The organism is Salinispora pacifica CNR114 (assembly GCF_000514775.1).
In the GTDB taxonomy this organism is placed as follows: Bacteria; Actinomycetota; Actinomycetes; order Mycobacteriales; family Micromonosporaceae; genus Micromonospora; species Micromonospora pacifica.
Genome location: NZ_KI911467.1, coordinates 194,600 through 220,545 on the forward strand (window position 1 = coordinate 194,600; position 25,946 = coordinate 220,545).

The 25,946-nt window shown below is 70.2% G+C and carries 25 protein-coding genes; 18 read left to right on the forward strand and 7 right to left on the reverse strand.

The genetic code is table 11. The annotated features are described in order from the left end of the window. Window positions 1-109 precede the first annotated feature (109 nt). Window positions 110-982 carry a glucose-1-phosphate thymidylyltransferase RfbA gene (rfbA, locus tag B118_RS0125825; RefSeq protein ID WP_028193704.1) on the forward strand — a complete coding sequence of 291 codons (873 nt, stop codon included), beginning with the start codon at window positions 110-112 and terminating at the stop codon, window positions 980-982. A 60-nt stretch (window positions 983-1,042) separates the two neighbouring features. Here rfbA and B118_RS0125830 read toward each other — a convergent pair whose 3' ends face one another. Continuing rightward, on the reverse strand, window positions 1,043-2,440 hold the full coding sequence (locus B118_RS0125830) for an MFS transporter (RefSeq protein ID WP_420329478.1): 1,398 nt from the start codon (window positions 2,438-2,440) through the stop codon (window positions 1,043-1,045). A 301-nt stretch (window positions 2,441-2,741) separates the two neighbouring features. On the opposite strand from B118_RS0125830, the gene B118_RS0125835 reads away from it, so the two are divergent. Beyond that, window positions 2,742-3,458, forward strand: a complete 717-nt coding sequence (locus tag B118_RS0125835) for an HAD family hydrolase (RefSeq protein WP_420329477.1) — start codon at window positions 2,742-2,744, stop codon at window positions 3,456-3,458. 70 nt (window positions 3,459-3,528) lie between these two features. Here the strand turns inward: B118_RS0125835 and B118_RS0125840 are convergent, their stop codons facing one another. From B118_RS0125840 to B118_RS0125850, 3 genes are all read right to left on the reverse strand, one after another. Continuing rightward, window positions 3,529-6,078, reverse strand: coding sequence for an ABC transporter permease (locus B118_RS0125840; protein ID WP_018811723.1), 2,550 nt, complete (start codon window positions 6,076-6,078; stop codon window positions 3,529-3,531). Next, complete coding sequence (locus tag B118_RS0125845; protein ID WP_018219810.1) at window positions 6,078-6,845, reverse strand: ABC transporter ATP-binding protein; 768 nt, start codon at window positions 6,843-6,845, stop codon at window positions 6,078-6,080. Before B118_RS0125845 ends, B118_RS0125840 begins: the two co-directional genes overlap by 1 nt. Window positions 6,846-7,214: 369 nt before the next feature. Continuing rightward, window positions 7,215-8,126, reverse strand: a complete 912-nt coding sequence (locus tag B118_RS0125850) for a RecB family exonuclease (protein ID WP_018811724.1) — start codon at window positions 8,124-8,126, stop codon at window positions 7,215-7,217. A 138-nt stretch (window positions 8,127-8,264) separates the two neighbouring features. Here B118_RS0125850 and B118_RS0125855 point away from each other — a divergent pair, with 138 nt between their 5' ends. From B118_RS0125855 to B118_RS0125865, 3 genes are all read left to right on the forward strand, one after another. Next, on the forward strand, window positions 8,265-9,353 hold the full coding sequence (locus tag B118_RS0125855; protein WP_018811725.1) for a site-2 protease family protein: 1,089 nt from the start codon (window positions 8,265-8,267) through the stop codon (window positions 9,351-9,353). 4 nt (window positions 9,354-9,357) lie between these two features. After that, complete coding sequence (locus B118_RS0125860; protein WP_026185192.1) at window positions 9,358-10,323, forward strand: tRNA (adenine-N1)-methyltransferase; 966 nt, start codon at window positions 9,358-9,360, stop codon at window positions 10,321-10,323. 72 nt (window positions 10,324-10,395) lie between these two features. Beyond that, window positions 10,396-10,968, forward strand: coding sequence for a hypothetical protein (locus B118_RS0125865; RefSeq protein WP_018219806.1), 573 nt, complete (start codon window positions 10,396-10,398; stop codon window positions 10,966-10,968). Window positions 10,969-11,134: 166 nt separating this feature from the next. Here B118_RS0125865 and B118_RS0125870 read toward each other — a convergent pair whose 3' ends face one another. Next, on the reverse strand, window positions 11,135-11,428 hold the full coding sequence (locus B118_RS0125870) for a ferredoxin (protein ID WP_018219805.1): 294 nt from the start codon (window positions 11,426-11,428) through the stop codon (window positions 11,135-11,137). Window positions 11,429-11,600: 172 nt separating this feature from the next. Between B118_RS0125870 and arc the strand changes: the two genes are divergently transcribed. The 5 genes from arc (at window position 11,601) to prcA (ending at window position 17,213) form a co-directional block, all read left to right on the forward strand. Beyond that, window positions 11,601-13,382, forward strand: a complete 1,782-nt coding sequence (gene arc / locus B118_RS0125875) for a proteasome ATPase (RefSeq protein WP_018219804.1) — start codon at window positions 11,601-11,603, stop codon at window positions 13,380-13,382. 172 nt (window positions 13,383-13,554) lie between these two features. Then, window positions 13,555-15,072, forward strand: coding sequence for a depupylase/deamidase Dop (dop, locus tag B118_RS0125880; RefSeq protein WP_033660365.1), 1,518 nt, complete (start codon window positions 13,555-13,557; stop codon window positions 15,070-15,072). 104 nt (window positions 15,073-15,176) lie between these two features. After that, window positions 15,177-15,392, forward strand: coding sequence for a ubiquitin-like protein Pup (locus B118_RS0125885; RefSeq protein WP_018219802.1), 216 nt, complete (start codon window positions 15,177-15,179; stop codon window positions 15,390-15,392). Between the two features lie 149 nt (window positions 15,393-15,541). After that, window positions 15,542-16,381 (forward strand): proteasome subunit beta, encoded by an 840-nt coding sequence (prcB, locus tag B118_RS0125890; protein ID WP_018219801.1) that lies wholly within the window; start codon window positions 15,542-15,544, stop codon window positions 16,379-16,381. A gap of 55 nt (window positions 16,382-16,436) precedes the next feature. Continuing rightward, complete coding sequence (prcA, locus tag B118_RS0125895) at window positions 16,437-17,213, forward strand: proteasome subunit alpha (protein ID WP_018219800.1); 777 nt, start codon at window positions 16,437-16,439, stop codon at window positions 17,211-17,213. Between the two features lie 29 nt (window positions 17,214-17,242). On the opposite strand, the gene rfbB is transcribed toward prcA, so the two are convergent. Then, window positions 17,243-18,217 carry a dTDP-glucose 4,6-dehydratase gene (gene rfbB, locus B118_RS0125900; RefSeq protein WP_028193707.1) on the reverse strand — a complete coding sequence of 325 codons (975 nt, stop codon included), beginning with the start codon at window positions 18,215-18,217 and terminating at the stop codon, window positions 17,243-17,245. A gap of 115 nt (window positions 18,218-18,332) precedes the next feature. Between rfbB and pafA the strand changes: the two genes are divergently transcribed. Together pafA and B118_RS0125910 are read left to right on the forward strand one after the other, a co-directional pair. Next, window positions 18,333-19,691 carry a Pup--protein ligase gene (pafA, locus tag B118_RS0125905; RefSeq protein ID WP_018219798.1) on the forward strand — a complete coding sequence of 453 codons (1,359 nt, stop codon included), beginning with the start codon at window positions 18,333-18,335 and terminating at the stop codon, window positions 19,689-19,691. 53 nt (window positions 19,692-19,744) lie between these two features. Further along, complete coding sequence (locus B118_RS0125910; RefSeq protein ID WP_018219797.1) at window positions 19,745-19,930, forward strand: hypothetical protein; 186 nt, start codon at window positions 19,745-19,747, stop codon at window positions 19,928-19,930. A gap of 7 nt (window positions 19,931-19,937) precedes the next feature. Here B118_RS0125910 and B118_RS0125915 read toward each other — a convergent pair whose 3' ends face one another. Further along, window positions 19,938-21,023, reverse strand: coding sequence for a DUF3866 family protein (locus B118_RS0125915; RefSeq protein WP_018821097.1), 1,086 nt, complete (start codon window positions 21,021-21,023; stop codon window positions 19,938-19,940). 151 nt (window positions 21,024-21,174) lie between these two features. Here B118_RS0125915 and B118_RS0125920 point away from each other — a divergent pair, with 151 nt between their 5' ends. From B118_RS0125920 to B118_RS0125945, 6 genes are all read left to right on the forward strand, one after another. Continuing rightward, window positions 21,175-22,167, forward strand: a complete 993-nt coding sequence (locus B118_RS0125920) for a helix-turn-helix transcriptional regulator (RefSeq protein WP_018811729.1) — start codon at window positions 21,175-21,177, stop codon at window positions 22,165-22,167. Next, a complete protein-coding gene (locus B118_RS0125925; protein WP_018811730.1) occupies window positions 22,164-23,177 on the forward strand; it encodes a helix-turn-helix transcriptional regulator in 1,014 nt (337 codons plus the stop codon). Before B118_RS0125920 ends, B118_RS0125925 begins: the two co-directional genes overlap by 4 nt. Window positions 23,178-23,187: 10 nt before the next feature. Continuing rightward, on the forward strand, window positions 23,188-23,436 hold the full coding sequence (locus B118_RS0125930; protein ID WP_018827321.1) for a hypothetical protein: 249 nt from the start codon (window positions 23,188-23,190) through the stop codon (window positions 23,434-23,436). A 180-nt stretch (window positions 23,437-23,616) separates the two neighbouring features. Further along, window positions 23,617-23,922 carry a Sec-independent protein translocase subunit TatA gene (gene tatA, locus B118_RS0125935; protein WP_018219792.1) on the forward strand — a complete coding sequence of 102 codons (306 nt, stop codon included), beginning with the start codon at window positions 23,617-23,619 and terminating at the stop codon, window positions 23,920-23,922. A gap of 18 nt (window positions 23,923-23,940) precedes the next feature. Then, window positions 23,941-24,891: a twin-arginine translocase subunit TatC gene (tatC, locus tag B118_RS0125940; RefSeq protein WP_018811733.1), complete on the forward strand. Its 951-nt coding sequence runs from the start codon at window positions 23,941-23,943 to the stop codon at window positions 24,889-24,891. Between the two features lie 75 nt (window positions 24,892-24,966). Next, window positions 24,967-25,887 carry a diacylglycerol kinase family protein gene (locus B118_RS0125945; protein WP_018219790.1) on the forward strand — a complete coding sequence of 307 codons (921 nt, stop codon included), beginning with the start codon at window positions 24,967-24,969 and terminating at the stop codon, window positions 25,885-25,887. Window positions 25,888-25,946 lie beyond the last annotated feature (59 nt).

The following is a 25,946-nucleotide window of genomic DNA, read 5'->3' on the forward strand; positions in this document are numbered from 1 at the left end:
GTCGGCGGAAGTCCTGGTGCGCCCGGCCTCAGGCCGAGGGGCGGCGGCGCCGCCCGCGGCACTGCCCGGCGGGACGGCACGGAGACACCCCGCGGTGAGGAGGACTCAGGTGAAGGGCATCGTCCTGGCCGGCGGCTCGGGGACGCGGCTGCACCCGGTGACCCTGGCGCTGTCGAAACAGCTCCTGCCGGTCTACAACAAACCGATGATCTACTATCCCCTCTCGGTGCTCATGCTCACCGGGATCCGGGACATCCTGATCATTTCCACGCCACGGGACCTGCCGTTGTTCGAGCGGCTTCTCGGCGACGGCTCCCGGTTCGGCCTGTCGATCTCGTACGCCGCCCAGCCGGTTCCGCGGGGCCTGGCTGACGCCTTCGTCATCGGTGCGGAGCACGTCGGACCCGACCCGGTCGCCCTCATTCTGGGCGACAACATCTTCCACGGCTATCGGTTCTCGGAGCGGCTGCAGGCGGAGAGCCGGGATATCGACGGGTGCGTGTTGTTCGGCTACCCGGTCACCGATCCGCAGCGGTACGGGGTGGGGGAGACCGACCCGACGGGTCGGCTCATCTCCATCGAGGAGAAGCCACGTAGGCCCCGATCCAATCGGGCGATCACCGGGTTGTACTTCTACGACAACGACGTGGTGGACATCGCCAAGAATGTTCGCCCGTCGGCGCGGAACGAGGTCGAGATCACCCGAGTCAACCAGGTCTACCTGGAGCGGGGTAAGGCGAGACTGGTCGATCTGGGTCGTGGGCTGGCCTGGCTGGACGCCGGCACCTACGACTCGTTGCTCCAGGCCAGTCACTACCTGCAGACCCTGGAGCAGCGGCAGGGCATTCATATCGCCTGTCTGGAGGAGGTGGCCCTGCGGATGGGTTTCATCGACGCCGAGGCCTGTCACGCTCTCGGTGCCGAGTTGGCGCATACCGACTACGGCCGGTACGTCCTGAACGTGGCGGCGCAAGCACGCTGAGCTTTGACTGCTCCGGGCCGGCGGAGCCGGCGCGGCACAGGTGGTCCGCGGTGTGTTTGGTTATGCGGACGGAACGGAACGGTCGGGCGAGAAGAGATTGATCAGGGCTGCTGTCAGGGCGACGGCGAAGAGCCCGACGATGACCAGCACTGGTATGCGGAAGGCGGTCAACCAGTCGCCGGTCCGGTCGAGGCTCGCGAAGAGGGCCGCACCGACGAGACCAACGCCCAGCCCGCCACCGAGTGCCTGCCCGGCCTCGAGCATCCCGCCAGCGCTTCCGCCCTGGGTCTGTGGCACGGGAGAGAGGGCAACGGTCAGGTTCGGGGCGATCACCAGGCCGCCGGCCACCCCCGAGGTGATCAGTCCGCCCCCCAGCCCGACCAGAAGCAGCGGCAGCGTGGCCGCGTGCGGGGAGTCCGGGTCGGGAAGAAAGAGGTCGGCGACGAGTAGGGCGGTGAGCCCGACCCCCGCGAGGAGTAGGCCCGAAACCACCAACGGTTTGCCGAACCGCCCCGCCTTGGACCCGGCGATCACGGCACTGATGGCGGCCCCCAGGGCCAGTGGGGTGAGCGCGATCCCGGTCACCAACTCGTCATGACCGAGTCCGTGTTGCAGATATTCCGACATCAGGTAGTAGATGCCGTCGTAGCCGGCGGTGTAGCAGATGGCGATGATGATCCCCGCCGAGAAGGAGCGGAACCGGAACAGCCTCATGTTGAACATCGGTTCACCGTGCCGGGCGTATCGCGTCTCCCAACGCACGAACCCCACCAGCACCGCCACCGCCGTGGCCAGGAGCGTCCAGGTCAACCAACCCGGCATCTGCTCACCCTGGACCAGCCACAGAAAGCCCAGCCCGACCGTCAACAGGACGGCGCCCACCAGGTCCATTCGTGGCCGCTCGGCCCGCTCCGCGACGGGGAGCAATCGCCACCCGAGAACCGCGATGACGACCCCGATCGGCACGTTGACCAGAAAGGCCCACCGCCAGCCCCACTCGGCGCCCCCGACGGCGATGAACCCGCCGCCGAGTACCGGGCCGATCAGCCGGGCGACGCTGATCCCGGCGGTGACCGCTCCGAACGGGAATCCCCGTTCCCGGGGGGAGAATATCCGCTGGATTGTCCCTAACACCTGGGCGAGCGCCAGCCCGATGCCCGCACCCTGAACCAGTCGGGCGGCGATCAGCCACGCCTCGTATGTGGCCAACGCCGCGGTTGCGCTGGCCACCACGAACGCCACCACGCCGGTCACGAAGATGTTGCGCCGGCCGTGTATGTCACCGAATCGGCCCGCGGGCACCAGCACCAGGCCGATCGCCAGGTAGAACGCCGACACAAGCCACTGCTGGGTACTCGAATCCAACTCGAGCGCCGTGCGGATCGTCGGCATCGCGATCACCACCAGGGCGATGTTGAGCCCGGCGATAAAGGTGATCAGCGCACTCACCACCACCACCGGGCCCCGCGGCACCGGACGACCGGATCCGGTCCGGGGCAGTCCCCGCTGATGCTCCGTGGTCACGACAGGGCTGCCCGAAGCGCTGAGCGAAGGGTCATGTACGCCATAACGATCCGCGGCGGAGCTTGGCCGCGCGGGAGGCTCCCTGCGGTCTCGACGCACCCGTGCTGGCACGTGGTCGATCGGTCCGTCGCCCAACGTGGTGCGCCCTGCCCAGCTGTTCCCGGCCGGCGGCGAATGTCACTGGTCCGTGGGATCGGTGTTGCGGCCGGGGCAGCGGCTGGCAGCATCGGTGCCGTTGCCAATCAAGAGGAGGCCCACCCTGAGCGCCCAACATCCTGCCGCCGTCCTCTTCGACATGGATGGCACGCTGGTGGACAGCGAGAAGCTGTGGGACATCGCGCTGCGCGAGCTGGCAGTCACCTACGGCGGCGTGCTCTCCGAGACCACCCGGCGGGCCATGATCGGAACGAGCATGGCGGCCTCGATGCAACTCCTCCACGAGGACCTGGGCCAGCCGGAACGCGACCTGCAGGCCAGTGCCGCGTGGATCAACGCGCGGATCCTGGAGCTGTTCGGCGACGGGCTGCAGTGGCGGCCGGGCGCGCTGACCCTGCTGCGCGCCGTCCGTGCCGCGCGGATCCCGACAGCCCTGGTCACCTCCAGCGCTCGGACGTTGGTGGAGGTTGCCCTCGACACCCTGGGGCGGGACAGCTTCGACGCGGTGGTGTGCGGGGACGAGGTGGACGCGGCCAAACCACACCCGATGCCCTACCTGACCGCGGCCCGGCTGCTCGGCGTGCCGATCGGCCGCTGCGTGGCGATCGAGGACTCCCCGGCCGGGGTGGCGAGTGCCCTCGCCGCGGGTGCGGCGGTACTCGCGGTACCGGCGGAGGTGCCGGTGGAGCCCTGCGCCGACGTACACCAACTGGCGAGCCTGGCCGCGGCGGACCTGGAGCTCCTGGCGGCGCTGCTCGGGGAACGCTCGCGAGATGTCGCCTTCGGCGCTCGGTAGCGCGCGGCCGCTCCGGCCCTTCCCACAGCGTGTGGAAGGGCCCCGGTGCGCGGGGCCCTTCCAAGCTGGCTCAGTCGTGGGCGATGGCGCCCAGGACATCGATGCGGGCGGCGCGGACCGCGGGAATCACCGCGGCGAGGACGCCGACGAGTGCGCCGAGGCCGACCATCGTCCCCATGTCCACCCAGGGCAACACCAGGTCGGTGATTCCCTCGTCGCGCAACGCCTCGACGACGGCCGCACCGAGGCCGGCGCCGACGGCGATGCCGAGCAGCGCACCGAAGACCGAGATCACCACTGCCTCTACAGTGATCATGCCCATGGTCTGCGCCCGGCCGAGGCCGACCGCGCGGAGCAGCCCGAGCTCCCGGGTGCGTTCGAGCACCGACAGGGCCAGGGTGTTGATGATGCCGAGCACCGCGATCACGATGGCCAACAGCAGCAGGATCTGGATCATTCGTAACAGGCCGTCGAGCGGTTCGGTCTGCTGCTCGATGAACGCTTCCCGGTCGGCCACCGACACCTCCGGGCTGTCCGCCAGGAGCGGCTCCACCTGCGGCAGCACGTCAGCGGCCTGGGCGCCGGGCGTGAGCTGGATGAAGCCCGCGATCGGCTGGGGGATGGTGAAGCCCTGCGCCGCGGAGACCGGCAACGTGATTGGATCGAGGAGCTCATCGGCTTCGTAGATCCCGCTGACCGTGTAGGTCTTCGGCTCGGCGCGGGCCAACTGCACCGGCACGGTGGAGCCGACGGAGAGTCCGCGCGAGGCCGCCACATCCGAGCTGACCAGCATCTGATCCGGCCCGAGTCGACTGATGTCCCCGGCGGTGGCCCGCGCGCCGAAGATCTGCGTCAGCGTCGACACGTCGCTGTTGGCGCCCACCCAGGTGCGTTCGTCGCCGACCTGGGCCAGATCGCCGTATGCTCCACCGACCAGCGCCACCCCGGGCAGCGCCGCGGTCTTCTCCAGCACCGCCGGGTCGAAGGTCGGCGGTCGGGGCCCGGTCTGCGCGCCGCCGATCACCAACTCGGCCTTGATCTTGTCCTCGGCCAGGCTGCTGATGCTGCTCTTGGTGGAATCCAGAATGACGGTGACCCCGGTGACCAGGGCGATGCCGACCATCAGCGCGGCTGCCGTGATCGCCGTACGGCGCGGGTTTCGTCCGGAGTTGAGCCGGCCCAGCTTGCCCGGCATCCACCAGGAGAAGATCCCGCCGAGTAGACCGACCACCGGCCGGCTGATCATCGGGGTCAGGAGCGCCACCCCGATGAAGGCGAAGAGCACGCCGCCGAGGATGGTGATCAGGGCGTTGTCGCCGGCGTGCCCGCCGAGGCCCAGGAAGAGCAGTGTGGCGCCGGTTGAGGTCACCGCCGCGCCCGTCACCGTGACCTTGGTCAGCGGCCGGTCCGGGGTCGCGACGTCCTGCATCGCCGCGATCGGCGGAATCCGGGATGCCCGCAGCGCGGGCAGCAGTGCCGCCACCACCGTGATGATCAGGCCGACCCCGAACGCCCCGACAACCGCCGCCGGGGGCACAGCGATTCCCGCCAGGTCCAGCCCGCCGGAGAGATTGCCGAACAGGTACGCCAGCAGCGCGCCGATGCCGACGCCGGCGCCGAGGCCGAGCACGGAGGCGAGTAGGCCGACCGCCACCGCCTCCAGCACCACCGAGCCAATGATCTGGCGGCGGCCCGCCCCGACGGCGCGCATCAGCGCCAACTCCCGGGTGCGCTGGGCCACGATGATCGAAAATGTGTTGAGGATCAGGAACGTGCCCACCAGCAGTGCCACCGCGGCGAAGCCGAGCAGGATTCGGTTGAAGAAGGACAACCCCTCCTTCAGCGTCGCCGAGGCCTCCGCGGAGACCTCGGCACCGGTCTTCACCTCGAAGTCGGCCCCGAGCGCGGCGGCGATGTCGTCGCGCAGCCGATCGTTGGCGACGCCGTCGGCGGCGGTGACCGTGACGTTGGTGAAGGCGTCGCCCTGGCCGAGCATCAACCGCTGCGCTACCGGAGTGGTGAACATGACCTCGTTGACGCCGCCGATGGCGTCGCGGCCGCCGCTGTAGCCGAAGACCCCGACGATGGTGAACTCCTGCTTCGGCTCGAGCGTGAGCACGCCCACTCGATCGCCGACAGCGACCCGGCCGGCCTTGGCCAGCCCGGCATTGACCAGGATCTCGTCGTCCGCCTGCGGCTCCCGGCCCTCGCGCAGCTGGACGAGATCGCTTGTGCCCACCCAGTTCGCACCGATTTGAGGCGGCCCGAAGGAGGTGACCACCTTGCCGTTGCTGCCGATCAGGCGTGCGCCGTCGGCGGCCACGATGCCGGTGGCGTCGGCCACCCCGGCAACGTTCCGGATTCGCTCCACCGTCTCGGCCGGCACCGGCGCCGCCACCGCCTCGCCCTCGAAGTCACCCACCTCCATTCTTGACTTCGCGGAGACGTTGACGTCCACCCCTTCGTACGCGTCGGCGAAGACGGCGTCGAAGGAACGGCCGAGGGTGTCGGTGAGCACGAACGCGCCCGAGACGAACATGACGCCGAGTACCACCGCCAACCCGGACAGGATCAGCCGGAGCTTGCGTGCCAGCAGGCTCTTGAGGGTCGCCCGGAACATCAGTCGCCCACCTCGACCTGGGTGTCGAGCTTCTTCATCGTGTCCAGCACCGTCTCCGCCGTCGGCTCGATCAGCTCGGAGACGATCTGTCCGTCGGCGAGGAAGACCACCCGGTCGGCGTAGGCGGCGGCGGTCGGATCATGGGTGACCATGACAATGGTCTGCCCGTGCTCCCGTACCGAGTTACGGAGGAACTTCAGCACCTCCGCGCCGGCCCGAGAGTCGAGGTTGCCGGTCGGCTCGTCCGCGAAGATCACCTGTGGGCGGCTGACCAGTGCCCGCGCGCACGCCACCCGCTGCTGCTGCCCACCGGAGAGCTGCGCCGGCCGGTGATCCAGCCGATCCCGCAGGCCGACGGTCTCGATCACCGTGTCGAACCAGGCTTGGTCCGGCTTGCGCCCAGCGATCGACAGCGGCAGCAGGATGTTTTCCTTTGCGGTCAACGTCGGCAGCAGGTTGAACTGTTGGAAGATGAATCCGACCTGCTCGCGGCGCAGCTTCGTCAGACCGGCATCCCCCAGGCCGGTGACCGTGGTCTCGCCGATCGAGACCGTGCCCCGGGTCACGGAGTCCAGCCCGGCGAGGCAGTGCATCAACGTTGACTTGCCCGACCCGGATGGACCCATGATCGCGGTGAATCGGCTCTGCTCGAACTCACAGCTGACCCCGCGAAGCGCGATCACCTGTGCCTCCCCGCTGCCGTACACCTTCCACACCTCGCTCGCGCGGGCCGCGGCCTGCGCCTGACGGCCTACCGTCGCGGTCACGTCTTCTCCCTCTCGTCGTTCGGTCCGCGCCGTCCCCCTCGGTCGGCGCGGCAGTCCCATCATGGGCGTTCCCCGGCCCGGATCCCTCCGACTTGGGGCGGAGCCGTGGCGGATTTTGTGCTGCGGGTACCCCCGATCGCCGCTCAGGGTTGTCCCTGAGCGCCCGTGGTGTCGTGCCGCGTCCCGACGGCTCGACCCGGCACGGTGAGGTCCAGTGATGGTCAACCCGTCCTGCCCGTTGTGGGTCACCGTAGGTGAGCGGGACAACCCGCGGTGCGGGGCGGACGGTCAGCTCCGGGGCCGGATCAGCCCGGCCCGTGCGCCAGCACCACCGCCTGCACCCGGTGCCCACTCAACCGTTGGCGCCGGTCACTCGTCGGCGGCGGGGGAGATCGGCCGGGGCCGCGGGTCACGGAGCGAGTCGGCCGGGTCCGGGCCGACCGGGAACGGCGGCGGGGTGCCCCCGAAACTCGGACACAACCGCTGGTGGCTGCACCAGTCACAGAGTCGGCTTGGCCGCGGGCGGAAGTCCTGGGCGGCGGTGGCCGCCTCGATCGCCCGCCACAGCGCCACCACCGTGCGCTCGAATCGCACCAGTTCGTCGGCGTCCGGGGTGTAGTCGCAGACCTCCGCATCTTTGAGGTAGAGCAGCCGTAGTACCCGCGGCACCACGCCGCGGGTACGCCACAGCACCAGGGCGTAGAACTTGAGCTGGAACAGCGCCCGCGCCTCGAACGCCTCCCGCGGTGCGCCGCCGGTCTTGTAGTCGACCACCCGCAGCGCGCCATCCGGCGCCACGTCCAACCGGTCCAGGTAGCCCCGGATCAGCAGCTCCTCGTCCACCACCGCGGAGACCAGACTCTCCCGCTCGGCCGGCTCCAGGCGGCGCGGATCCTCCACCGCGAAGTAGCCCTGAAGCAGCCCCGTGGCCGAGTGCAGGAACGTCGACCGGGCCTCGGTGTCGTCGGCGAACAGGGCGGCCAGCTCCGGCTGCTCGGTGACCAGCCGTTCCCACTGCGGAGCCACCAGATCGCTGGCCGCCCTCGGGGTGCGACCCGCGGGGGACAGGTCGAACAGGTGTTCCAGTACGGCGTGGACCAGGGTGCCCCGGGCCTGCTCCACGCTGGGCTGCTCGGGTAGCCGGTCGATGCTGCGGAATCGGTAGAGCAACGGGCAGGTCTTGAAGTCGGCCGCCCGGGAGGGGGACAGCGAAGCTCGTACCGTGGCCGGCACCTCCGCCGCGGGCGAGAGCTGCTGGGCTGCCACCGGATCCGCTGTCATGACCGGAAAGGGTAGGGCACCGGGGTGACAGCCTGGACCGCGCCGTCTGCAGGGCATGATCCGCTCCCGCGTAGCATCGGGCCGGTGGAGTCCAGAAGGCGAGTTCCGCACCGGTCGGCCGGGGTAACCGTCGGCCGGGTGATCGGGGTGCCGCTGCACCTCGAGTGGTCGATGCTGCTGCTCACCCTGGCCGTTACCGTGCTGTATGCCGAGTTCGCCCGGAAGGAACTCGCCCTCTCTCCGGCCAGTGGCTACCTGATCGGCCTCGGCTTCGTCGTGTCCCTGCTCGGATCGGTGCTGTTGCACGAGCTCGGTCATGCCCTCACCGCCCGCCGATTCGGGATCGGGGTCCGCCGCATCACCCTGGAATTACTCGGTGGCTACACCGAGATGGACCGCGATGCCCCGACGCCCCGGGTTGATCTGCTGGTGTCCCTCGCCGGGCCGGCGGTTTCCGCGGTACTCGGTGCGGTGGCGGTCGCTGTCACCCTGGCGTTACCCGAGCACACCCTGGGTCATCAGCTCGCCTTCCAGCTCGCGGTGAGCAACGTCGTGGTCGCGGTGTTCAACGTGTTGCCCGGGTTGCCGCTCGACGGCGGTCGCGCGCTGCGGGCCGCCGTCTGGGCCGCCACCCGGGACCGGCATCGGGCCACCGAGGTGGCGGGCTGGGTTGGTCGGGTTGTCGCCGTCGGCACGGGCGGGGCCGCCGTCGTAATAGCCCTGCTCGGGCCCCCGACGCCGCTGGTGCTACTCGCGATGCCGCTGATGTTGCTGGTCGCGTTCACCCTCTGGCGCGGTGCCGGGCAGTCCATTCGGCTGGCCCGGATCACCCGCCGGCTTCCGCTGATCGATCTCTCCCGGCTACCCCGTCCGGTCTGCGCCGTTCCGACCGGCACGCCACTCGCCGAGGCGCAGCGCCGCGCCGCCGGAACCGACCCACCGGCCGCGCTGCTGGTCACCGACTCCGCGGGCTGCCCACACGCCCTGGTCAACCCGGCTGCCGCCGCGGCGGTCGCGGTCAACCGTCGGCCCTGGTTGCCGGTGGACGAGGTGGCTCGGTCGTTGGCCAAGGTGCCGACCGTGTCGGTCGGCCTCGACGGCGAGCAGGTGATGGAGACCGTGCGGCAGCACCCGGGCACACAGTACGTGGTGACCTCAGGCGAAGATGTCGTCGGCATCCTGTACCTCGCGGATCTTGCTCAACTGCTCGAACCCCACCGGAGATGAACACGTGACCGCACCGCCCTCCGACGCGCCCGACCAGCACGTCCCCGCACCGCCTCCAGCGCGCCGGGGGCCGTTTCAGCCCGGTGACCGGGTGCAGTTGACCGACCCGAAGGGTCGAATGCACACCGTCACCCTCGAGCCGGGCAAGGAGTTCCACACCCACCGCGGCATCCTGCACCACGACGCCCTGATCGGTCAGCCCGACGGCAGCGTCGTCAGCACCGCCGGCGGTGGTACGGCGTTCCTGGCCCTGCGCCCGCTGCTCGCCGACTACGTCCTGTCGATGCCGCGCGGCGCCCAGGTGATCTACCCGAAGGACTCGGCCCAGATCGTCGCGATGGGTGACGTCTTTCCCGGCGCGCGGGTGCTGGAGGCGGGGGCCGGGTCCGGCGCGCTGAGCTGCTCCCTACTGCGCGCCGTGGGCCCCACCGGAGAGCTGCACTCGTGGGAGGTGCGCGACGACTTCGCCCAGATCGCCCGACGAAACGTCGAGGCGTTCTTCGGCGGGCCGCACCCGGCCTGGCGGCTGCGGGTCGGGGACGTGGCGGCGAATCCGGAGACCGGCTTTGACCGGATCATCCTGGACATGCTCACGCCCTGGGAGAAGCTCGACATGGTCGAGCGGGCCCTGGTGCCCGGCGGGGTGCTGATCGGGTACGTCGCCACCACCCCGCAGCTTTCCGAGCTGGTGGAGGCGCTGCGGGAGCGGGGCGGCTGGACGGAGCCGCGGGCCTGGGAATCCCTGGTCCGGGACTGGCACGCGGAGGGGTTGGCCGTTCGGCCCGACCACCGCATGATCGCGCACACCGCGTTCCTGGTGTCTGCGCGTAAGCTCGCCCCGGGAGTTACCGCCCCACCTCGCCGGCGCAAGCCCAGCAAGGGGATGGAGGCCTACGCGCAGCGCCGTGCGGCGCTGCGGGAGGCGGCGGCCGCCCAGGCCGACTCGGCGGAGGAGGGACGACGGTCATGACGGTCGAGCGGGACGGCGGGGAATGACGCGACAGCGGCCGACCGGCGTGGACCGGTGGTGCGGGGAGGCGGGATGAAACGGCCGGGCCTGGGCGGCGGTGACGTGCCAGCGGTGTTTCCGGACTGGTCGCCGTATCGGGATCTCGAGTCCGCGGCACGCGCCTACCTGCGTGATCCGGATGTGGCCCTGGAGACTCTCGGCGGGGTGCTCCGCGGCGCCTCCGTGCTCGGCTTCACCCTGGAGCGGTTCGTCAACGAGGTCAACGGCGTCTGGCAGGAAGTGGTCATCTGCGATGGCAGCCGCCTGGTCCTGTGGCACGGCGAGGACATCCCGCCCGGGGACGGCCCACCCGGCTCGATGACCTCGTCGCTGCGGGTGGTTCCGGTCTCCTCGGTCACCGAGGTCGGCTGTCGGCGACGGCTCACCCGCGCCGACGACGGCACCGTGCGGGTGGAGGGCATCGATGTTTACCTGTTGTTGAGGTCACTGGACGAGGCGCCGCCGGGCGAGGAGGGGGCCAATTCTCCCCGGCATGACGCGTTGCGCTTCGGCAAGACCCTGGACGACGGCGGTGCCGGGCAGATTGCCCGCCTTGAGGAGTTTGCCCGGTTGGTCGCCTCGGCCGTCGGTCGGCCACTGCGCTGAGCAGCACCCACCCGGCGCCGAGCAGCGCCACCCGGCTGAGGGCTACCGCGCTCGCGTTCGGCGGGGAGCCACCCGGGTGCGCGCGACCGCACCACGCCCGGGGCGGCGCCCAACCGGCGGCAGCAGCGCCCATCCGGCGGTGGCGGTCAATCGCCGGTTTCGGCGATCAGTCTTCGGCTTCCGGGCCGGCGACTGGCGTGCCGTCGCCGGTGCGGAGCACGTGGATGCACTCGCCCGGGCACTCCTTCGCCGAGTCGATGACCTCAAGGCGGAGGTGTTCCGGCACCTCCACCCGGCCGCCCGGGGCCTGCACCAGCTCACCGTCCGGCCCTTTGACATAGGCGAGTCCGTCGATGTCGAACTCGAAGACCTCTGGCGCGTACTGGACGCAGAGCCCGTCGCCCGTGCACAGGTCCTGGTCCACCCAGACCTGTAGCTGGCCCGTCGCGACCTCGATCACCGTTCCCCCAGGTTCGTCCGTCGTTCGCCTTGACGGTACCCGAACCGTCGGATCTGTTCCCGGGCCCACCCGGGGCGATCAAGGTTCGGTGACGAGGGTGTCGCATGGGACCGAATCGGCCTCATAGCGGCTAGTGTTAGGGCAGAACGTTCAAGCCCCGGGGAGGTGGGACGTGGCACGCAGCGACGACGTGGACTCGCGCGCCGCACGGTGGGAGAAGGAGGCCCACGATCTCTCCACGCAGGTCGCGTTCCTGCAAGAGGAACTCGCTCTGGTGCGGCGCAAGTTGACCGAAAGCCCCCGACAGGTCCGGCAGCTCGAAGAGCGGCTGGCGGCCGCCCAGGCGCAACTGGCGCGGCTGACTGAGAACAATGAGCGGCTCGTGAGTACTCTCAAGGAGGCGCGAGCGCAGATCGTGACGCTCAAGGAGGAGATCGACCGGCTCGCCCAGCCGCCGAGCGGCTACGGGGTCTTCCTGGCGCGCCACGACGATGGCACGGTGGACGTGTTCACCGGTGGCCGCAAGCTCCGGGTGGCCGTCTCACCGTCTCTGGAGGTCGCCGAGCTGCGCCGGGGGCAGGAGGTACTGCTCAACGATGCGCTCAACATCGTTGACGCGTTCGGTTATGAGCGGGCCGGTGAGGTGGTCATGCTCAAGGAGGTGCTCGCCGGGCCGGACGGCGCTCCTGGCGACCGCGCCCTCGTGGTCTCCCACTCTGACGAGGAGCGCGTCGTGCACCTCGCGGAGACGTTGATCGACGCCCCGATTCGCGCGGGTGACTCCCTCATGATCGAGCCGCGCTCGGCGTACGCCTATGAGCGGATTCCGAAGAGTGAGGTCGAGGAGCTGGTCCTGGAGGAGGTGCCGGATGTCGACTACACCGACATCGGCGGCCTGCACGCGCAGATCGAGCAGATTCGCGACGCGGTGGAGCTGCCGTTCCTGCACGCTGACCTGTTCCGAGAGCACCAGCTTCGGCCGCCGAAGGGCATTCTGCTCTACGGGCCGCCGGGCTGTGGCAAGACGCTGATCGCCAAGGCGGTGGCCAACTCGCTGGCGAAGAAGATCGCCGAGCGACGTGGCGAGGAGAAGCACACCAGCTACTTTCTCAACATCAAGGGCCCGGAGCTGCTCAACAAGTACGTCGGCGAGACCGAGCGGCACATCCGGCTGGTCTTCCAGCGGGCCCGGGAGAAGGCCGGCGAGGGCACGCCGGTGATCGTGTTCTTCGACGAGATGGACTCCGTGTTCCGTACCCGGGGCTCCGGTGTCTCGTCGGATGTGGAGAACACCATCGTCCCGCAGCTGCTCAGCGAGATCGACGGGGTGGAGGGCCTGGAAAACGTCATCGTCATCGGCGCCTCCAACCGGGAGGACATGATCGACCCGGCGATCCTGCGGCCGGGTCGGCTCGATGTCAAGATCAAGATTGAGCGGCCGGATGCCGAGGCGGCGAAGGACATCTTCTCCAAGTACATCCTCCCCGGCCTGCCCCTGCACCCGGACGACCTGGCCGAGCACGGCAGCGATCCGCAGGCCACCGTGGCGGCGATGATCGATGCGGTCGTGCTGCGGATGTACTCGGAGACCGAGGAGAACCGCTTCCTCGAGGTCACCTACGCCAACGGCGACAAGGATGTCCTCTACTTCAAGGACTTCAACTCCGGGGCGATGATCCAGAACATCGTGGACCGAGGCAAGAAGATGGCCATCAAGGAGTTCCTCACCTCGGCCCGCAAGGGCCTGCGGCTGCAGCACCTTCTCGACGCCTGTGTTGACGAGTTCCGGGAGAACGAGGACCTACCCAACACCACCAACCCCGACGACTGGGCACGCATCTCCGGAAAGAAGGGCGAGCGGATCGTCTACATCCGTACGCTCGTCTCCGGCGGCAAGGGCGCCGATGCGGGTCGGTCCATCGAGACCGCCAGTAACACCGGCCAGTACCTCTGACGACGGAGGAAACGGGCCCGGGTCGTGGTTGGACCCGGGCCCGTTTCCTCCGCTGGGTACAGGCCCGTAACGGTCGCTGGGTAATTGCTCCGCACCGCCGCGTCACGATCGGGTGCGGTGCCGACTACTCTCGACGAAGGGATCGGTCGGGGCTAGTGAAGCGGGTAGGTTGATGAGCGTTAGACGGATCATGGGCACCGAGGTCGAGTACGGCATCTCCGTGCCCAGCCAGGCCGGGGCCAACCCGATGGTCACCTCCTCGCAGGTGGTCAACGCCTACGGAGCGCGCCCCGAGCTCAACCGCGGGGGGCGCGCTCGCTGGGACTACGAGGAGGAGTCGCCGCTGCGCGACGCCCGCGGTTTCACCTATTCCGGTGCCGCGTACGACCCGGCCGAGGCCCTCGCCGACGAGGATCTCGGCCTGGCCAACGTGATTCTCACCAACGGTGCCCGGCTCTACGTGGACCATGCCCATCCGGAGTATTCCACTCCCGAGGTGACCACGCCGTGGGACCTGGTGCGCTGGGACAAGGCGGGGGAGCTGGTGATGGCCGAGGCGGCCCGTCGTGCCGCCACCATCCCCGGTAGCCACCCCATTCACCTCTACAAGAACAACACTGACAACAAGGGTGCCAGTTATGGCGCCCACGAGAACTACCTGATGCGGCGGCAGACTCCTTTCGCCGACATCGTCACATTTCTGACTCCGTTCTTCGTCACCCGGCAGATCGTCGCCGGGGCCGGGCGGGTCGGCCTCGGCCAGGACGGCGGGCAGAGCGGCTTCCAGATCTCCCAGCGCGCCGACTTCTTCGAGGTCGAGGTGGGGCTGGAGACCACGCTCAAGCGGCCCATCATCAACACGCGCGACGAGCCGCACGCCGATGCCGACAAGTACCGCCGGCTGCACGTCATCATCGGCGACGCCAACCTGTCGGAGATCTCCACGTACCTCAAGGTCGGCACGACCGCGCTGATCCTCACCATGATCGAGGAGAGGGCGCTCGTCCCTGACCTCGGCATCGCAGACCCGGTCAGCGAACTCCGTGCGGTCAGCCACGACCCCTCCCTCGGCCACCTCATGCGGCTGCGGGACGGGCGGCGGCTCAGCGCGTTGGATGTTCAGTGGGCCTACTACGAGCGGGTGCGCTCCTTCGTGGACGACCGGTACGGCAGTGACGTGGACCAGCAGACCGCCGACGTGCTGTCCCGTTGGGAGAGCGTGCTGGACCGCCTGGGCCGTGACGTCTTTCTCTGCGCTGACGAGCTCGACTGGGTGGCGAAGCTGCGGTTGCTGGAGGGCTACCGGGAGCGGGAGAAGCTCGGCTGGGGGGCGTCCAAGCTGCAACTGGTCGACCTGCAGTACTCCGATGTTCGCCCCGAGAAGGGGCTCTACCACCGGTTGGTGTCGCGCGGCGCGATGAGGACACTACTGCCGGCGGAGTCAGCCCAGGTCGCGATGACCGAGCCCCCGGAGGACACCCGGGCCTACTTCCGGGGCCGCTGTCTCGCCCAGTTCGCCTCCGAGGTGGTTGCGGCGAGTTGGGATTCGGTCATCTTCGACGTGGGCCGGGAGTCGCTGGTGCGGGTACCGATGATGGAGCCGGAGCGCGGCACCCGCGCGCACGTCGGTGCGCTCTTTGACCGCTGCGAGAGCGCCAAGGATCTGCTGGAGACGCTCACCGGTGGTTGAGCCGTCCCACGCGGTGGCCCGGGATCACGTGACTGACGCGCGGCAGACCATTTCGTCGTCCGCGCGAGGTAAGTTCGTCGCAGACGATCGTGGAGGAGGCAGCCATGGCGAGCCGTGACAGCGGTGGGCAGTCGCAGACCGGCCGGTCCCAGCAGAGCGAGGAGATCGAGGACGTCACGACGGAGGCGAGCGCGGAGGCCGCCGAGCGCCACGCCGAGATCACCGAGGACGTGGACGACCTACTCGACGAGATCGACTCCGTCCTTGAGGAGAACGCCGAGGAGTTCGTTCGGGGCTACGTGCAGAAGGGTGGCGAATAAGCACCGGGCGGGAGTCGCCACCATCTGGACACGATCACCGCCCCGGAAGGGTGCGGGTTACCCTGCTCTAACCGCAACAGTGGTCCTGGCTGGTTCCGGAGAGGTCCGGGCAGACCGACCAGGACGATCACGTACCTGAGAGGAACCACGTGGCAGCGGCTTTCGACCCATCCGGGCGTCTTCCGGATCTGTTCACCAACGCGGGAACGTCCTCCTTCTCCGCGTTCCTGAGCCAGGCGGCGCCGGAGCTGCTGCCCGGACGACGGCCGCTGCCGCCCGGGATGGCCACGGACCTGACGCCGCACGCCACCACCATCATCGCCATCGCCGCCGCCGGTGGGGTCGTACTGGCAGGTGACCGCCGCGCCACCATGGGGAACCTGATCGCCCAGCGGGACATCGAGAAGGTGTATCCGGCGGACGCATATTCCCTGGTGGGCATGGCGGGTGCCGCCGGCATCGGGATCGAGCTGATCCGACTCTTCCGGGTCGAGCTGGAGCACTACGAGAAGATCGAGGGCGCGATGCTCTCGCTCGACGGTAAGGCCAACAGGTTGGCGGCGATGGTGCGGGGCAATCTCGGCGCGGCGATGCAGGGGCTCGCGGTGGTGCCGCTCTTCGCCGGGTTCGACCTGGCCGCAACGGACCCGGCGAAGGCCGGTCGGATCTTCAGCTTCGACGTGACCGGCGGTCCCTACGAGGAGGTCGGTTACGACGCGGTCGGCTCCGGCTCCTTGTTCGCCAAGTCGGCGCTGAAGAAGCGGTTCCGGTACGGGCTCTCCGTTGACGATGCGGTGCGCCTGGCCGTGGAGGCTCTGTACGACGCGGCTGACGATGACACCGCGACCGGCGGGCCGGACCTGACCCGGCGGATCTATCCGGTGGTGATGTCCGCCACGGCCGAGGGCACGCACCGACTCACCGAGGCGGAGACGGCGGCGATCGCCGAAAGCGTGGTCGCCGGCCGGATGGAGAATCCGGGCGGCTGAGCCCGCTACCCGACCCCCCACCGACCAGCACAGCGCCGTAAGGAGAACTTCTGTCGTGGCCATGCAGTTCTACGCCTCGCCCGAGCAGATCATGCGTGACCGCTCCGAGCTGGCCCGCAAGGGCATCGCCCGCGGGCGCAGCGCGGTGGTCCTGAGTTACGCCGGTGGGGTGCTCTTCGTCGCGGAGAACCTCTCCAGTGCCCTGCACAAGGTCGGTGAGATCTACGATCGGATCGGCTTCGCCGCCGTGGGCCGATACAACGAGTTCGAGAACCTGCGGCGGGCGGGTGTGCGGATGGCTGACCTGAACGGTTTGAGCTACGACCGGCGGGACGTGACCGGGCGGGCGCTCGCCAACGCGTTCGCGCAGACGCTTGGCGCGATCTTCACCGAGCAGTCCAAGCCGTTCGAGGTGGAGATCTGTGTCGCCCAGGTCGGGGCAACGGCGGCGGAGGACGAGCTGTACCGGTTGACCTACGACGGCTCTGTCAACGATGAGCCCGGCCGAATGGCGATGGGTGGTCAGACCGAGGCGATCGCTGCAGTGCTGAAGTCGAACCACCGTCCGGACATGTCACTGGGCGACGCGGTCAAGGTGGCGGTGCAGGCCCTGGGTAGCGTCGGCGGTGAGGGCGGGGCTGCTCGCGCGATCGCTGCCGACCAGTTGGAGGTCGCGATCCTGGACCGCGGCCGGGTCGGGCGGACCTTCCGGCGGGTTACCGGCGCGGCGTTGACGGCCCTGCTCGACGATGGCGAGGCCACGGCAGCATCGGCGGAAGCCTCAACCGAGGCGGCGGACTCGACCGACGCGGCGGAACGCCCCGATTCCTAAGCCCGCCAGCGGCCACCGAAAGCGGCCGTTCACGCCTCGATCAGCGGCTTCCACCAGGCCCGGTTCTCCCGGTACCAGTCGATGGTGGCGGCCAGACCCTGATCGAATTCGACGGCGGGTTCCCAGCCGAGGTCGCGCTTTGTTGCCGTGGAGTCGAGGGCGTACCGGCGGTCGTGGCCCTTTCGGTCGGTCACCGGTGTCACCCGATCCCAACCGACGTTGAATGCGGTGAGTAGCGAGCCGGTCAGTTCCCGGTTGGTCAGGGCAGTGCCCCCGCCGAGGTGGTACACCATTCCGGCCTGGCCGTCCCGCTGCGCCAGCGCGATGCCGCGGCAGTGGTCGTCCACGTGTAGCCAGTCCCGGATGTCGCCGCCGTCACCGTACAGCGGCAGGTTGTGTCCATCGATAAGGTTGGTGACGAAGCGCGGGATCAGCTTCTCGGGGTGCTGGTAGGGACCGTAGTTGTTGGCGCCCCGGGTGATGACCACGTCCAGTCCGTGGGTGCGGTGGTAGGAGAGGGCGAGCAGATCGGCGGCGGCTTTGCTGGCCGAGTACGGGGAACTGGGGTTCAGCGGCGCGGAGGGGGGCGCCGAGCCCTGGTCGATGGAGCCGTACACCTCGTCGGTGGAGACGTGGAGAAACCGTCCGGTGCGGTGCCGCAGCGCGGCGTCGAGCAGGACACCGGTGCCGCCCACGTTGGTGCTGACGAACGGGCTGGCGCCATGGATGGAGCGGTCCACGTGGGACTCGGCGGCGAAGTGGACGATGACATCGTGTCCGGCGACGGTGGCGTCCACCAGCTTCACGTCGCGTACGTCGCCGCGGACGACGTTCAACCGGGGGTCGTTTCGGACGGGGGCGAGGCTGCCGTCGGTGCCGGCGTAGGTGAACGAGTCGAGCACGGTTACCCGGTCTGGCCGTGGAACTGGTTGTTTGTCGCTGAGTAGCCGGCGCACAAACGCTGAACCGATGAAGCCGGCCCCGCCGGTGACGAGGATCCTCACGGCTTGTACCGTACCCGGGGCCGGGCCGGCGTGTGCCGTGGTCGACCCCGGAGCCGGCTGGGACGGGTGTGGTGAGCACTGCCCAGATGTCGCCTTGTGCGGCTAGTGTCTCATCATGGAGCGGCGAATCTTCGGCCTCGAGACCGAGTACGGCGTCACCTGCACCTATCGTGGGCAGCGCCGGTTGTCCCCCGACGAGGTCGCGCGGTACCTGTTCCGGCGGGTGGTGTCGTGGGGTCGGTCGAGCAATGTCTTCCTGCGCAACGGCGCCCGGCTGTACCTGGATGTCGGCTCGCACCCGGAGTACGCGACGCCGGAGTGCGACTCGGTGGCCGATCTGGTGGCGCACGACCGCGCCGGCGAGCGGATCCTGGAGGGACTGCTCGTCGACGCGGAGAAGCGGCTGCACGACGAGGGCATTGCGGGTGAGATCTACCTGTTCAAGAACAACACCGATTCGGCCGGGAACTCGTACGGGTGTCACGAGAACTTCCTCGTCTCCCGGCACGGCGAGTTCGGCCGGTTGGCGGATGTGTTGATCCCGTTCCTGGTCACCCGGCAGTTGATCTGTGGTGCGGGGAAGGTCCTCCAGACGCCGCGGGGGGCGGTCTACTGCCTGTCGCAGCGGGCCGAGCACATCTGGGAGGGGGTCTCCTCGGCGACCACCCGGAGCCGGCCGATCATCAACACCCGGGACGAGCCGCACGCGGACGCGGAGCGGTACCGCCGACTGCATGTGATCGTCGGCGACTCGAACATGAACGAGGTCACCACCATGCTGAAGGTGGGCGCCGCGGACATCGTGCTCCGGATGATCGAGTCCGGGGTGGTGATGCGGGACCTGACGCTGGAGAACCCGATCCGCGCGATCCGCGAGGTGTCGCACGACATCACCGGACGACGGAAGGTCCGGCTGGCTTCCGGAAAGGAGATCAGCGCGCTGGAGGTCCAGCAGGAGTATCTGGCGAAGGCCACGGAGTTCGTCGAGCGGCGCGGCGGCGATCAGACGGCGAAGCGGGTGGTGGAGCTCTGGGGTCGGGTGCTGCGAGCGGTGGAGACCGGTGATCTGGAGCCGGTGTCTCGGGAGATCGACTGGGTGACCAAGCTACGTCTGATCGAGCGTTATCAACGCAAGCATGAGCTGCCGTTGTCGCATCCGCGGGTGGCGCAGATGGATCTCGCCTACCACGACCTCCGTCGCGGCCGGGGTCTGTATGGCCTGCTGGAGCGGCGGGGCCAGGTGGACCGGGCGGCGACCGACCCGGAGATCTTCGAGGCGAAGGAGACGCCGCCGCAGACTACCCGGGCACGGCTGCGGGGCGAGTTCATCCGGCACGCCCAGGAGAAGCGGCGGGACTTCACCGTTGACTGGGTGCACCTGAAGCTCAACGACCAGGCGCAGCGCACCGTGTTGTGCAAGGACCCCTTCCGGGCGTACGACGAGCGGGTGGAGCGGCTGATCGCCAGCATGTGAGCGCGACGGGCGCGGATGAGTCGCCCGGCGGTGCCGGGTAGGCTGGCCACGCCATGATGTCAAGTCACCCGGGCGGTTCCGGCTCCGAGAAGCAGAGCTGGACCGAGCGCCGCCGCCAGAAGATTCGTGCCGAGATCGAGCGCAACCGCCGCGGCGAGTACACCGTGCCCACCTGGGTGCTGGCGCTCGCCCTGGCCGCGATGGTGGTGGCGTGTGCCCTACTGGTGATCTTGGCCTGAGCGGCGGTCAGCGGGCGAGGCGCGCGGCGTGCCGCCCCGCCGCGGCGGCGGCGAGGAAGTAGGCGTGGTCCGCGTCCAGACCACGACCCATCGTCGACAGCGGCACCGGGCTGGCCCGCAGCGCGGCGTCGAGGCCGGTCACCGGCACCCGACGCACCTGGTGCCGAGCGGTGAGCGGGGCCAGCGCCGCCTCGACCGCCGTGGCCAGCGCCGGGTCGAGTTGGTCCGGTACGACCAAGTCGGCGGAGGCCAGGGCTACCCGGCCGTACGCGGTCAGGCTGTGGTGGGAGACGCCGTGGTGTCGGGGGCGGGGGTCCGCGGCGGAAATGCGGAGGGAACCGACCGGCCGCCCGCCCAGTGCGGCGATCGCGTTGACCGCCTCGCCGACCGCCACCCCGGAGAAGCCCCAGCGGGTGCCGGTACCGAGGTTGCCGGGGCCCTGGGCGACGACGGCCAGGTCGGCGTGGAGCACATGCCGCGCGGCGAGCAGGCCGGAGTGTAGGGTGCTCGCCTCCAGGTCGCCGCCGAACGCCTGCCCCACGCTGATCGTGCCGGCGAGGTGTCCGCGGAGCTCGGCGAGGGTGCGGGAGAACCACGCCGGCAGCGCGCCCCCATCGGTGAGCAGGTACGCCACCCGTGCGTCGGGTGCGTCGGCGCGGATCCCGGCGAGTACCGCCGGGAGAGCGGAGTGTAGGTCGGCGGTGACCACGGGTAGGCCGCCCAGGTCGTCGGCGTCGGCGAGGGCCGCCCGGTGCGGGGAGGCCTCCTCGTCCACGCCGAGCAGGATCGGCTGTAGCGGGGTGTAGCGCGCTTTGACCAGGTGGCCGCCGGCCCGATTGTCCGCCGGTGCGGGCGGGTCCGGTGGCAGCCGGTCCGGCAGGGCCACGACCAGGGCGTAGCCGCCGGTGCCGAGGCCCATCAGCAGGGCGCCGACGTTGAGCAGCACCCGATCGCCGACGCGTGGTCGACCCACCAACTCAGGGTAGGCGAGCGCGCGCATCGTCGAGTCGTCGGGGAGGGTGACGGCCAACTCGACCGCGCCGCTCCACTCCCGTCGGACCGCCGTTACCGTTCCCGACCGCCAGCGCACCATGCGCGCGACGCTAGCGGTCGCGCCGGGTGGGCCCGGCGTCCGGGGTGCCCTGGGCGGCGGGCCCCCGCCGGACCGGTCCCGGTGACCGACCGGGCGAGACGCGCGGCGTATAGGTACATGTGTTCGCAGCGTTGGCTGCTAGCGTCGTACCGTGTCGCGGACCCGTACCGAACGCCTGGTCAACCTGGTGATCTGTCTCCTGTCCACGCGACGGTTCCTGACCGCCGTGCAGATCGCCGCGACCGTGCCCGGCTACCAGCATGATCCGCACGATGTGCGGGACCACGAGGCGTTCCAACGCAAGTTTGAGCGGGACAAGGCCGAGCTGCGCGAGCTCGGTGTCCCGCTGGAGACCGGGACGGCCAGCGCCTTCGACCTCGAGCCGGGCTATCGCATCGCCCGCCGGCAGTATGCGTTGCCCGAGATCCCGCTGGAGCCGGACGAGGCCGCGGCGGTCGGCATCGCCGCCCGGCTGTGGCAGCACGCTGGTCTGGCCGCCGCCGCGTCGTCCGGGTTGGCGAAGCTGCGCGCGGCCGGCGTTGACGTGGACCCACAGGCCACGCTCGGGCTGGAGCCGATGGTGACCGTCGATCCGGCCTTCGCGCCGCTGACCGCGGCGGCCCGGGACCGCCGCGAGGTGGCCTTCGACTATCGGGTGCCGGACCGGGACGAGCCGTCTGCCCGCCGACTGCAGCCGTGGGGGGTGGTCTGCTGGCGGGGCCGGTGGTACGTGGTGGGGCATGACCTGGATCGGGCCGCCGCCCGCTGTTTCCGCCTCTCCCGGGTGGTGGGGGCGGTTCGGACGGTGGGCCCGTCGGGGGCGTATGAGCCGCCGGCCGAGGTGGACCTGATCAGCTATGTCGCTCGCTCGTCCGGTCCGGTGGAGCGGACCGGACGCGCCCGGGTGCTCGTCGCGCCCCACCGGGCCGCCGGGCTGCGCCGGTGGGCGGTGGAGACGACCTCGGGCTCTACCGGTGACCAGCTCGTCCTGCCGTACGCGGATCCGGAGGCGCTCGCCGGCCAGCTCGTCGGCTACGGCCCGGACGTGCGGGTGCTCGACCCGCCGGAGGTGCGGGAGGCGGTCATCCAGCGACTCAAGGAGTTCGCCGCGCGCCACGACGTCGTTGCTGGGAGTGCCCGATGACCGGGTCGGCCCGGCCCGGGTCCCGTACCTCGGCGGACCGGTTGGCCCGGCTGCTCAACCTGGTGCCCTTCCTGTTGGCCCGGCCCGGCATCGAGATCGCCGAGGCCGCGGGTGACCTTGGGGTGACCGAGCGGCAGCTGCGGGAGGATCTGGAGCTGCTCTGGGTGTGCGGGCTGCCGGGTTACGGCCCGGGGGATCTGATCGACATGGCCTTCGACGGCGACCGGGTGACGATCACCTACGACGCCGGCATTGATCGGCCGTTGCGGCTGACTCCCGACGAGGCCCTCGCGCTGGTCGTGGCGCTGCGCATGCTGGCGGAGACGCCGGGGGTGGCCAACCGGGAAGCGGTGGAGCGGGCCCTGGTCAAGATCGAGAATGCCGCGGGTGACCGGTTCGGCACCCCGGTCGCGGTACGGCTGCCGGCGGACAACCACCGGGTGGCGGAGCTGCGGGCGGCGGTGGAGAGCGGCCGGGCGCTGCGGATCACCTACTATTCGGTGGCCCGGGACGAGACGATCGAGCGGACCGTTGACCCCCTGCGAATGCTCGTCATCGGTGGCCGGGCGTACCTGGAGGCCTGGTGCCGCCGGGCGGAGGGGATGCGAATGTTCCGGGTCGACCGGATCGACGCGGTGACCCGGTTGGACGAGCCGGCGCGGGTGCCGGCGCAGGCGGTGCCGCACGACCTCACCGGCGGTGCGTTCCGGCCCACGGCGGACCTGCCGCTGGTCACCCTGCGCATTGGTCGGAGCGAGCGGTGGATCACCGAGTACTACCCGTGTGAGCGGGTCGAGTCAGGCGAGGGCGAGTGGCTGGTCTCGCTCCGGGTCACCGACCTGGACTGGGCCCGCCGCTTCGTGTTGGGCCTGGGCCCGGAGGTCACCGTGGTGGCGCCGGCGGAGCTGGCCGCACAGGTGCACGCCGCGGCGACCGCAGCCCTCGCGGCGTACGCCACCCCGCCGCCGGGCGCGGTGGCCGACCCGGCGACGGCGTCAGCGGGCCAGTAGGCTGGGTGCCGTGGTGGTGTGGATCGTGGTCGCGCTGGTGCTGCTCCCGTTCGTGCTGCTCGGGCTGGCCGTGCGGCCGGTGTTGACCCGGCTGCGTCGGCTGCGTCGGGCCGCGGTGGCGTTGCAACAGCACGCCGATGAGGCCGCGGCGCTCCAGACGACCGCGGTGGCGCTGCAGGCGCGGGCCGAGGGGCTGCAGGAGCAGTTGGCGACCATCCAGCACCGGGCCGCAGCGGTCCGGTTCCGCCGCGGCGGGTAGCAACCGCGCCGCCCCGGCGGCCCGGGTCGGGGCGAAGCGGCCTGTTGGGGACATCCGCGGTTGGCTTAGACTTCACCCAGCCGGCATGGTCCCGTAGCGCCCAGCGGGTGGCAACGCCGCCGGACGCACGTACGATGGCTGCGACACCACCTGCCCGACACCGAGAGACCGGAGCTTCCCATGGGTGCCCTAAGGCCATGGCACATCGCCGTACTCGTGGTCGTGCTGATCCTGCTCTTCGGCGCGAAGCGGCTCCCCGACGCGGCCCGCTCGCTGGGCCGTTCGCTGCGGATCATCAAGGCCGAGACGAAGAGCCTGCACGACGACGACCGTGACCTGGCCGAGAAGGCCGACGCCCAGGCTGGCTACCAGCCGATGCCGCCGCAGGTGCAGCAGGGGCAGCCCTACCCTCAGCAGCCGTCCTACCCCGCCCCGCCGCAGCAGCAGCCGGTCGTTGACCCGGTGCAGCGCACCCGCGACAACTGATCGAGGGGCCCGACCACCGTGGCCTTCGCCCTGCGTAAACGCGGCCCGAGTAGTTTCCAGCGGGCCTCGGAAGGCTCGATGACGCTGGTCGAGCACGTCCGTGAGCTGCGCAACCGGCTGTTCAAGGCGTCGCTGGCGATCCTGGTCGGCTTCGGCATCGGCCTCTGGCTCGCCGGGCCGGTGCGCGGCATCCTGCAGCGGCCCTACTGCGAGCTTCCCCAGGCGCAGACCACCGACGGCGCCTGCGACTTCGTGCAGCTCGGCCCGGCTGACCTGTTCCTGCTCAACCTCAAGATCGGTCTGTGGGTGGGGTTGATCCTCGCCGCACCGGTCTGGCTGTACCAGCTGTGGGCCTTCATCGCCCCCGGTCTGCACAAGCACGAGCGGCGCTACGCCTACGCCTTTACCGCGCTCGCCGCGCCGCTGTTCGCCGCCGGCGCGGTGCTGGCGTACTTCGTGACCTCCAAGGGCCTGGAGTTCCTGCTTCAGGTCTCCGGCCCCGAGATCAATACCACTCTCGACATCACCCGGTACATCTCGTTCGTCACCAACCTGATCCTGCTGTTCGGGGTGGCGTTCGAGTTCCCGCTGATCGTGTTGATGCTCAACTTCGTCGGCGTTGCCAGCGCGAAGCGGTTGCTGGGCTGGTGGCGGGTGGCGGTGTTCGTGTTCTTCGCCTTCGCGGCGGTGGTCACGCCCACGCCCGACCCGTTCGGTATGACCGCGTTGGCGTTGTGCCTGTGTGCCCTCTACTTCGCGGCCGTCGGTGTCGCGTTCCTCAACGACAAACGTCGGGGCCGAGGCAAGGAGACCTACGCCGGCCTCGCCGACGACGAGGCGTCGCCGCTGACGGAGGGGAGTGACCCGATCGAGGCGAGCGCCCCGGTTGGGGCGCCGGAGTCGATCGCGGAGCCGGAGCCGGTCGCCAAGCCCACGCCGATCGAGCGCCGTTACGACGACATGACCTGACGCTGGCGTCCCCCTGCCCCAGCGGTGTCGGGTTGGGGGGTGCGTCCCCGGTCCCGGCCCGGTACGGTGCACGCCGTGACCGCAGTCGATTCCACCGGTGCCGGTCCTCCGGTCGCCGTCCTGGCCAACCCGAGCGCCGGCCGGGGGCGCCACCGCGGGCTACTACCCACTGTGGTGCACCGGCTGGCTGCCGGTGGCCACCCGGTGCGGTTGCTTGAAACGGGGACCCCGGCGCAGGCGCAGGCGGCCTGTCGCGCGGCGGTGGCCGACGGCGCGGTAGCGCTGGTCGCGGTCGGGGGTGATGGCACCGCGCACCTGGCGCTACAGGCGGTGGCGGGAACGCCGGTGCCGTTCGCGGTGGTTCCGACGGGGACCGGGAACGACTTCGCCGGTGACGCCGGCTTCCCGGCCGACCCCCTCGCCGCGGCCGACGTGATCGCCGCCGCGCTGCGGCACGGCCGCTCCCAGCCGATCGACCTGGCTCGTATCACCGCGGCGGACGGCACGCAGCGGTGGTACGGGGCGGTTCTCGCCGCCGGCATCGACGCCATCATCAACGAGCGGGCCAACCGGCTGCGGTGGCCCCGTGGCCCGCGCCGCTATGACCTGGCGATCCTGGTGGAGCTGGCCCGGCTGCGGCCCCGCCGTTACACGTTGCGCCTGGACGGGGTGACCCACGAGCTGGACGCCGTGTTGGTGGCGGTCGGCAACTGCGCCCGCTACGGCGGTGGGATGCGGATCTGCCCCGCCGCCGACCCGACCGACGGGCTGCTCGACGTCGTGGTCGGCGGGCGGTTCAACCGGCGGACGCTGCTGCGGATCAAACGCCGAATCTATCCGGGTACGCACGTTGACCACCCGCTGGTCCGTAGCTTCCGGGCGCGGACCGTGGAGGTGGCCGCCGCGGGCATCACCGGCTACGCCGACGGGGAACCGGTGGCCGAGTTGCCGGTGACGATCACCGCGGCCCCGGCGGCGGTGCGGCTGCTGCGCTGATCGCCGGTCAGCCCGGCCCAAGCTCCAGCCCCGCCCCGCCCGCCCCGTAGCCCGGTAGC

What these genes read in the sequence shown, in the direction of transcription:
- tatA (WP_018219792.1), top strand. Translation starts at nt 23,617, where the DNA reads ATGGGTGCCCTAAGGCCATGGCACATCGCCGTACTCGTGGTCGTGCTG.
- B118_RS0125865 (WP_018219806.1), top strand. Translation starts at nt 10,396, where the DNA reads ATGAAACGGCCGGGCCTGGGCGGCGGTGACGTGCCAGCGGTGTTTCCG.
- B118_RS0125910 (WP_018219797.1), top strand. Translation starts at nt 19,745, where the DNA reads ATGATGTCAAGTCACCCGGGCGGTTCCGGCTCCGAGAAGCAGAGCTGG.
- B118_RS0125840 (WP_018811723.1), bottom strand. Translation starts at nt 6,078, where the DNA reads ATGTTCCGGGCGACCCTCAAGAGCCTGCTGGCACGCAAGCTCCGGCTG.
- B118_RS0125885 (WP_018219802.1), top strand. Translation starts at nt 15,177, where the DNA reads ATGGCGAGCCGTGACAGCGGTGGGCAGTCGCAGACCGGCCGGTCCCAG.
- B118_RS0125850 (WP_018811724.1), bottom strand. Translation starts at nt 8,126, where the DNA reads ATGACAGCGGATCCGGTGGCAGCCCAGCAGCTCTCGCCCGCGGCGGAG.
- pafA (WP_018219798.1), top strand. Translation starts at nt 18,333, where the DNA reads ATGGAGCGGCGAATCTTCGGCCTCGAGACCGAGTACGGCGTCACCTGC.
- B118_RS0125915 (WP_018821097.1), bottom strand. Translation starts at nt 21,023, where the DNA reads ATGGTGCGCTGGCGGTCGGGAACGGTAACGGCGGTCCGACGGGAGTGG.
- B118_RS0125925 (WP_018811730.1), top strand. Translation starts at nt 22,164, where the DNA reads ATGACCGGGTCGGCCCGGCCCGGGTCCCGTACCTCGGCGGACCGGTTG.
- dop (WP_033660365.1), top strand. Translation starts at nt 13,555, where the DNA reads ATGAGCGTTAGACGGATCATGGGCACCGAGGTCGAGTACGGCATCTCC.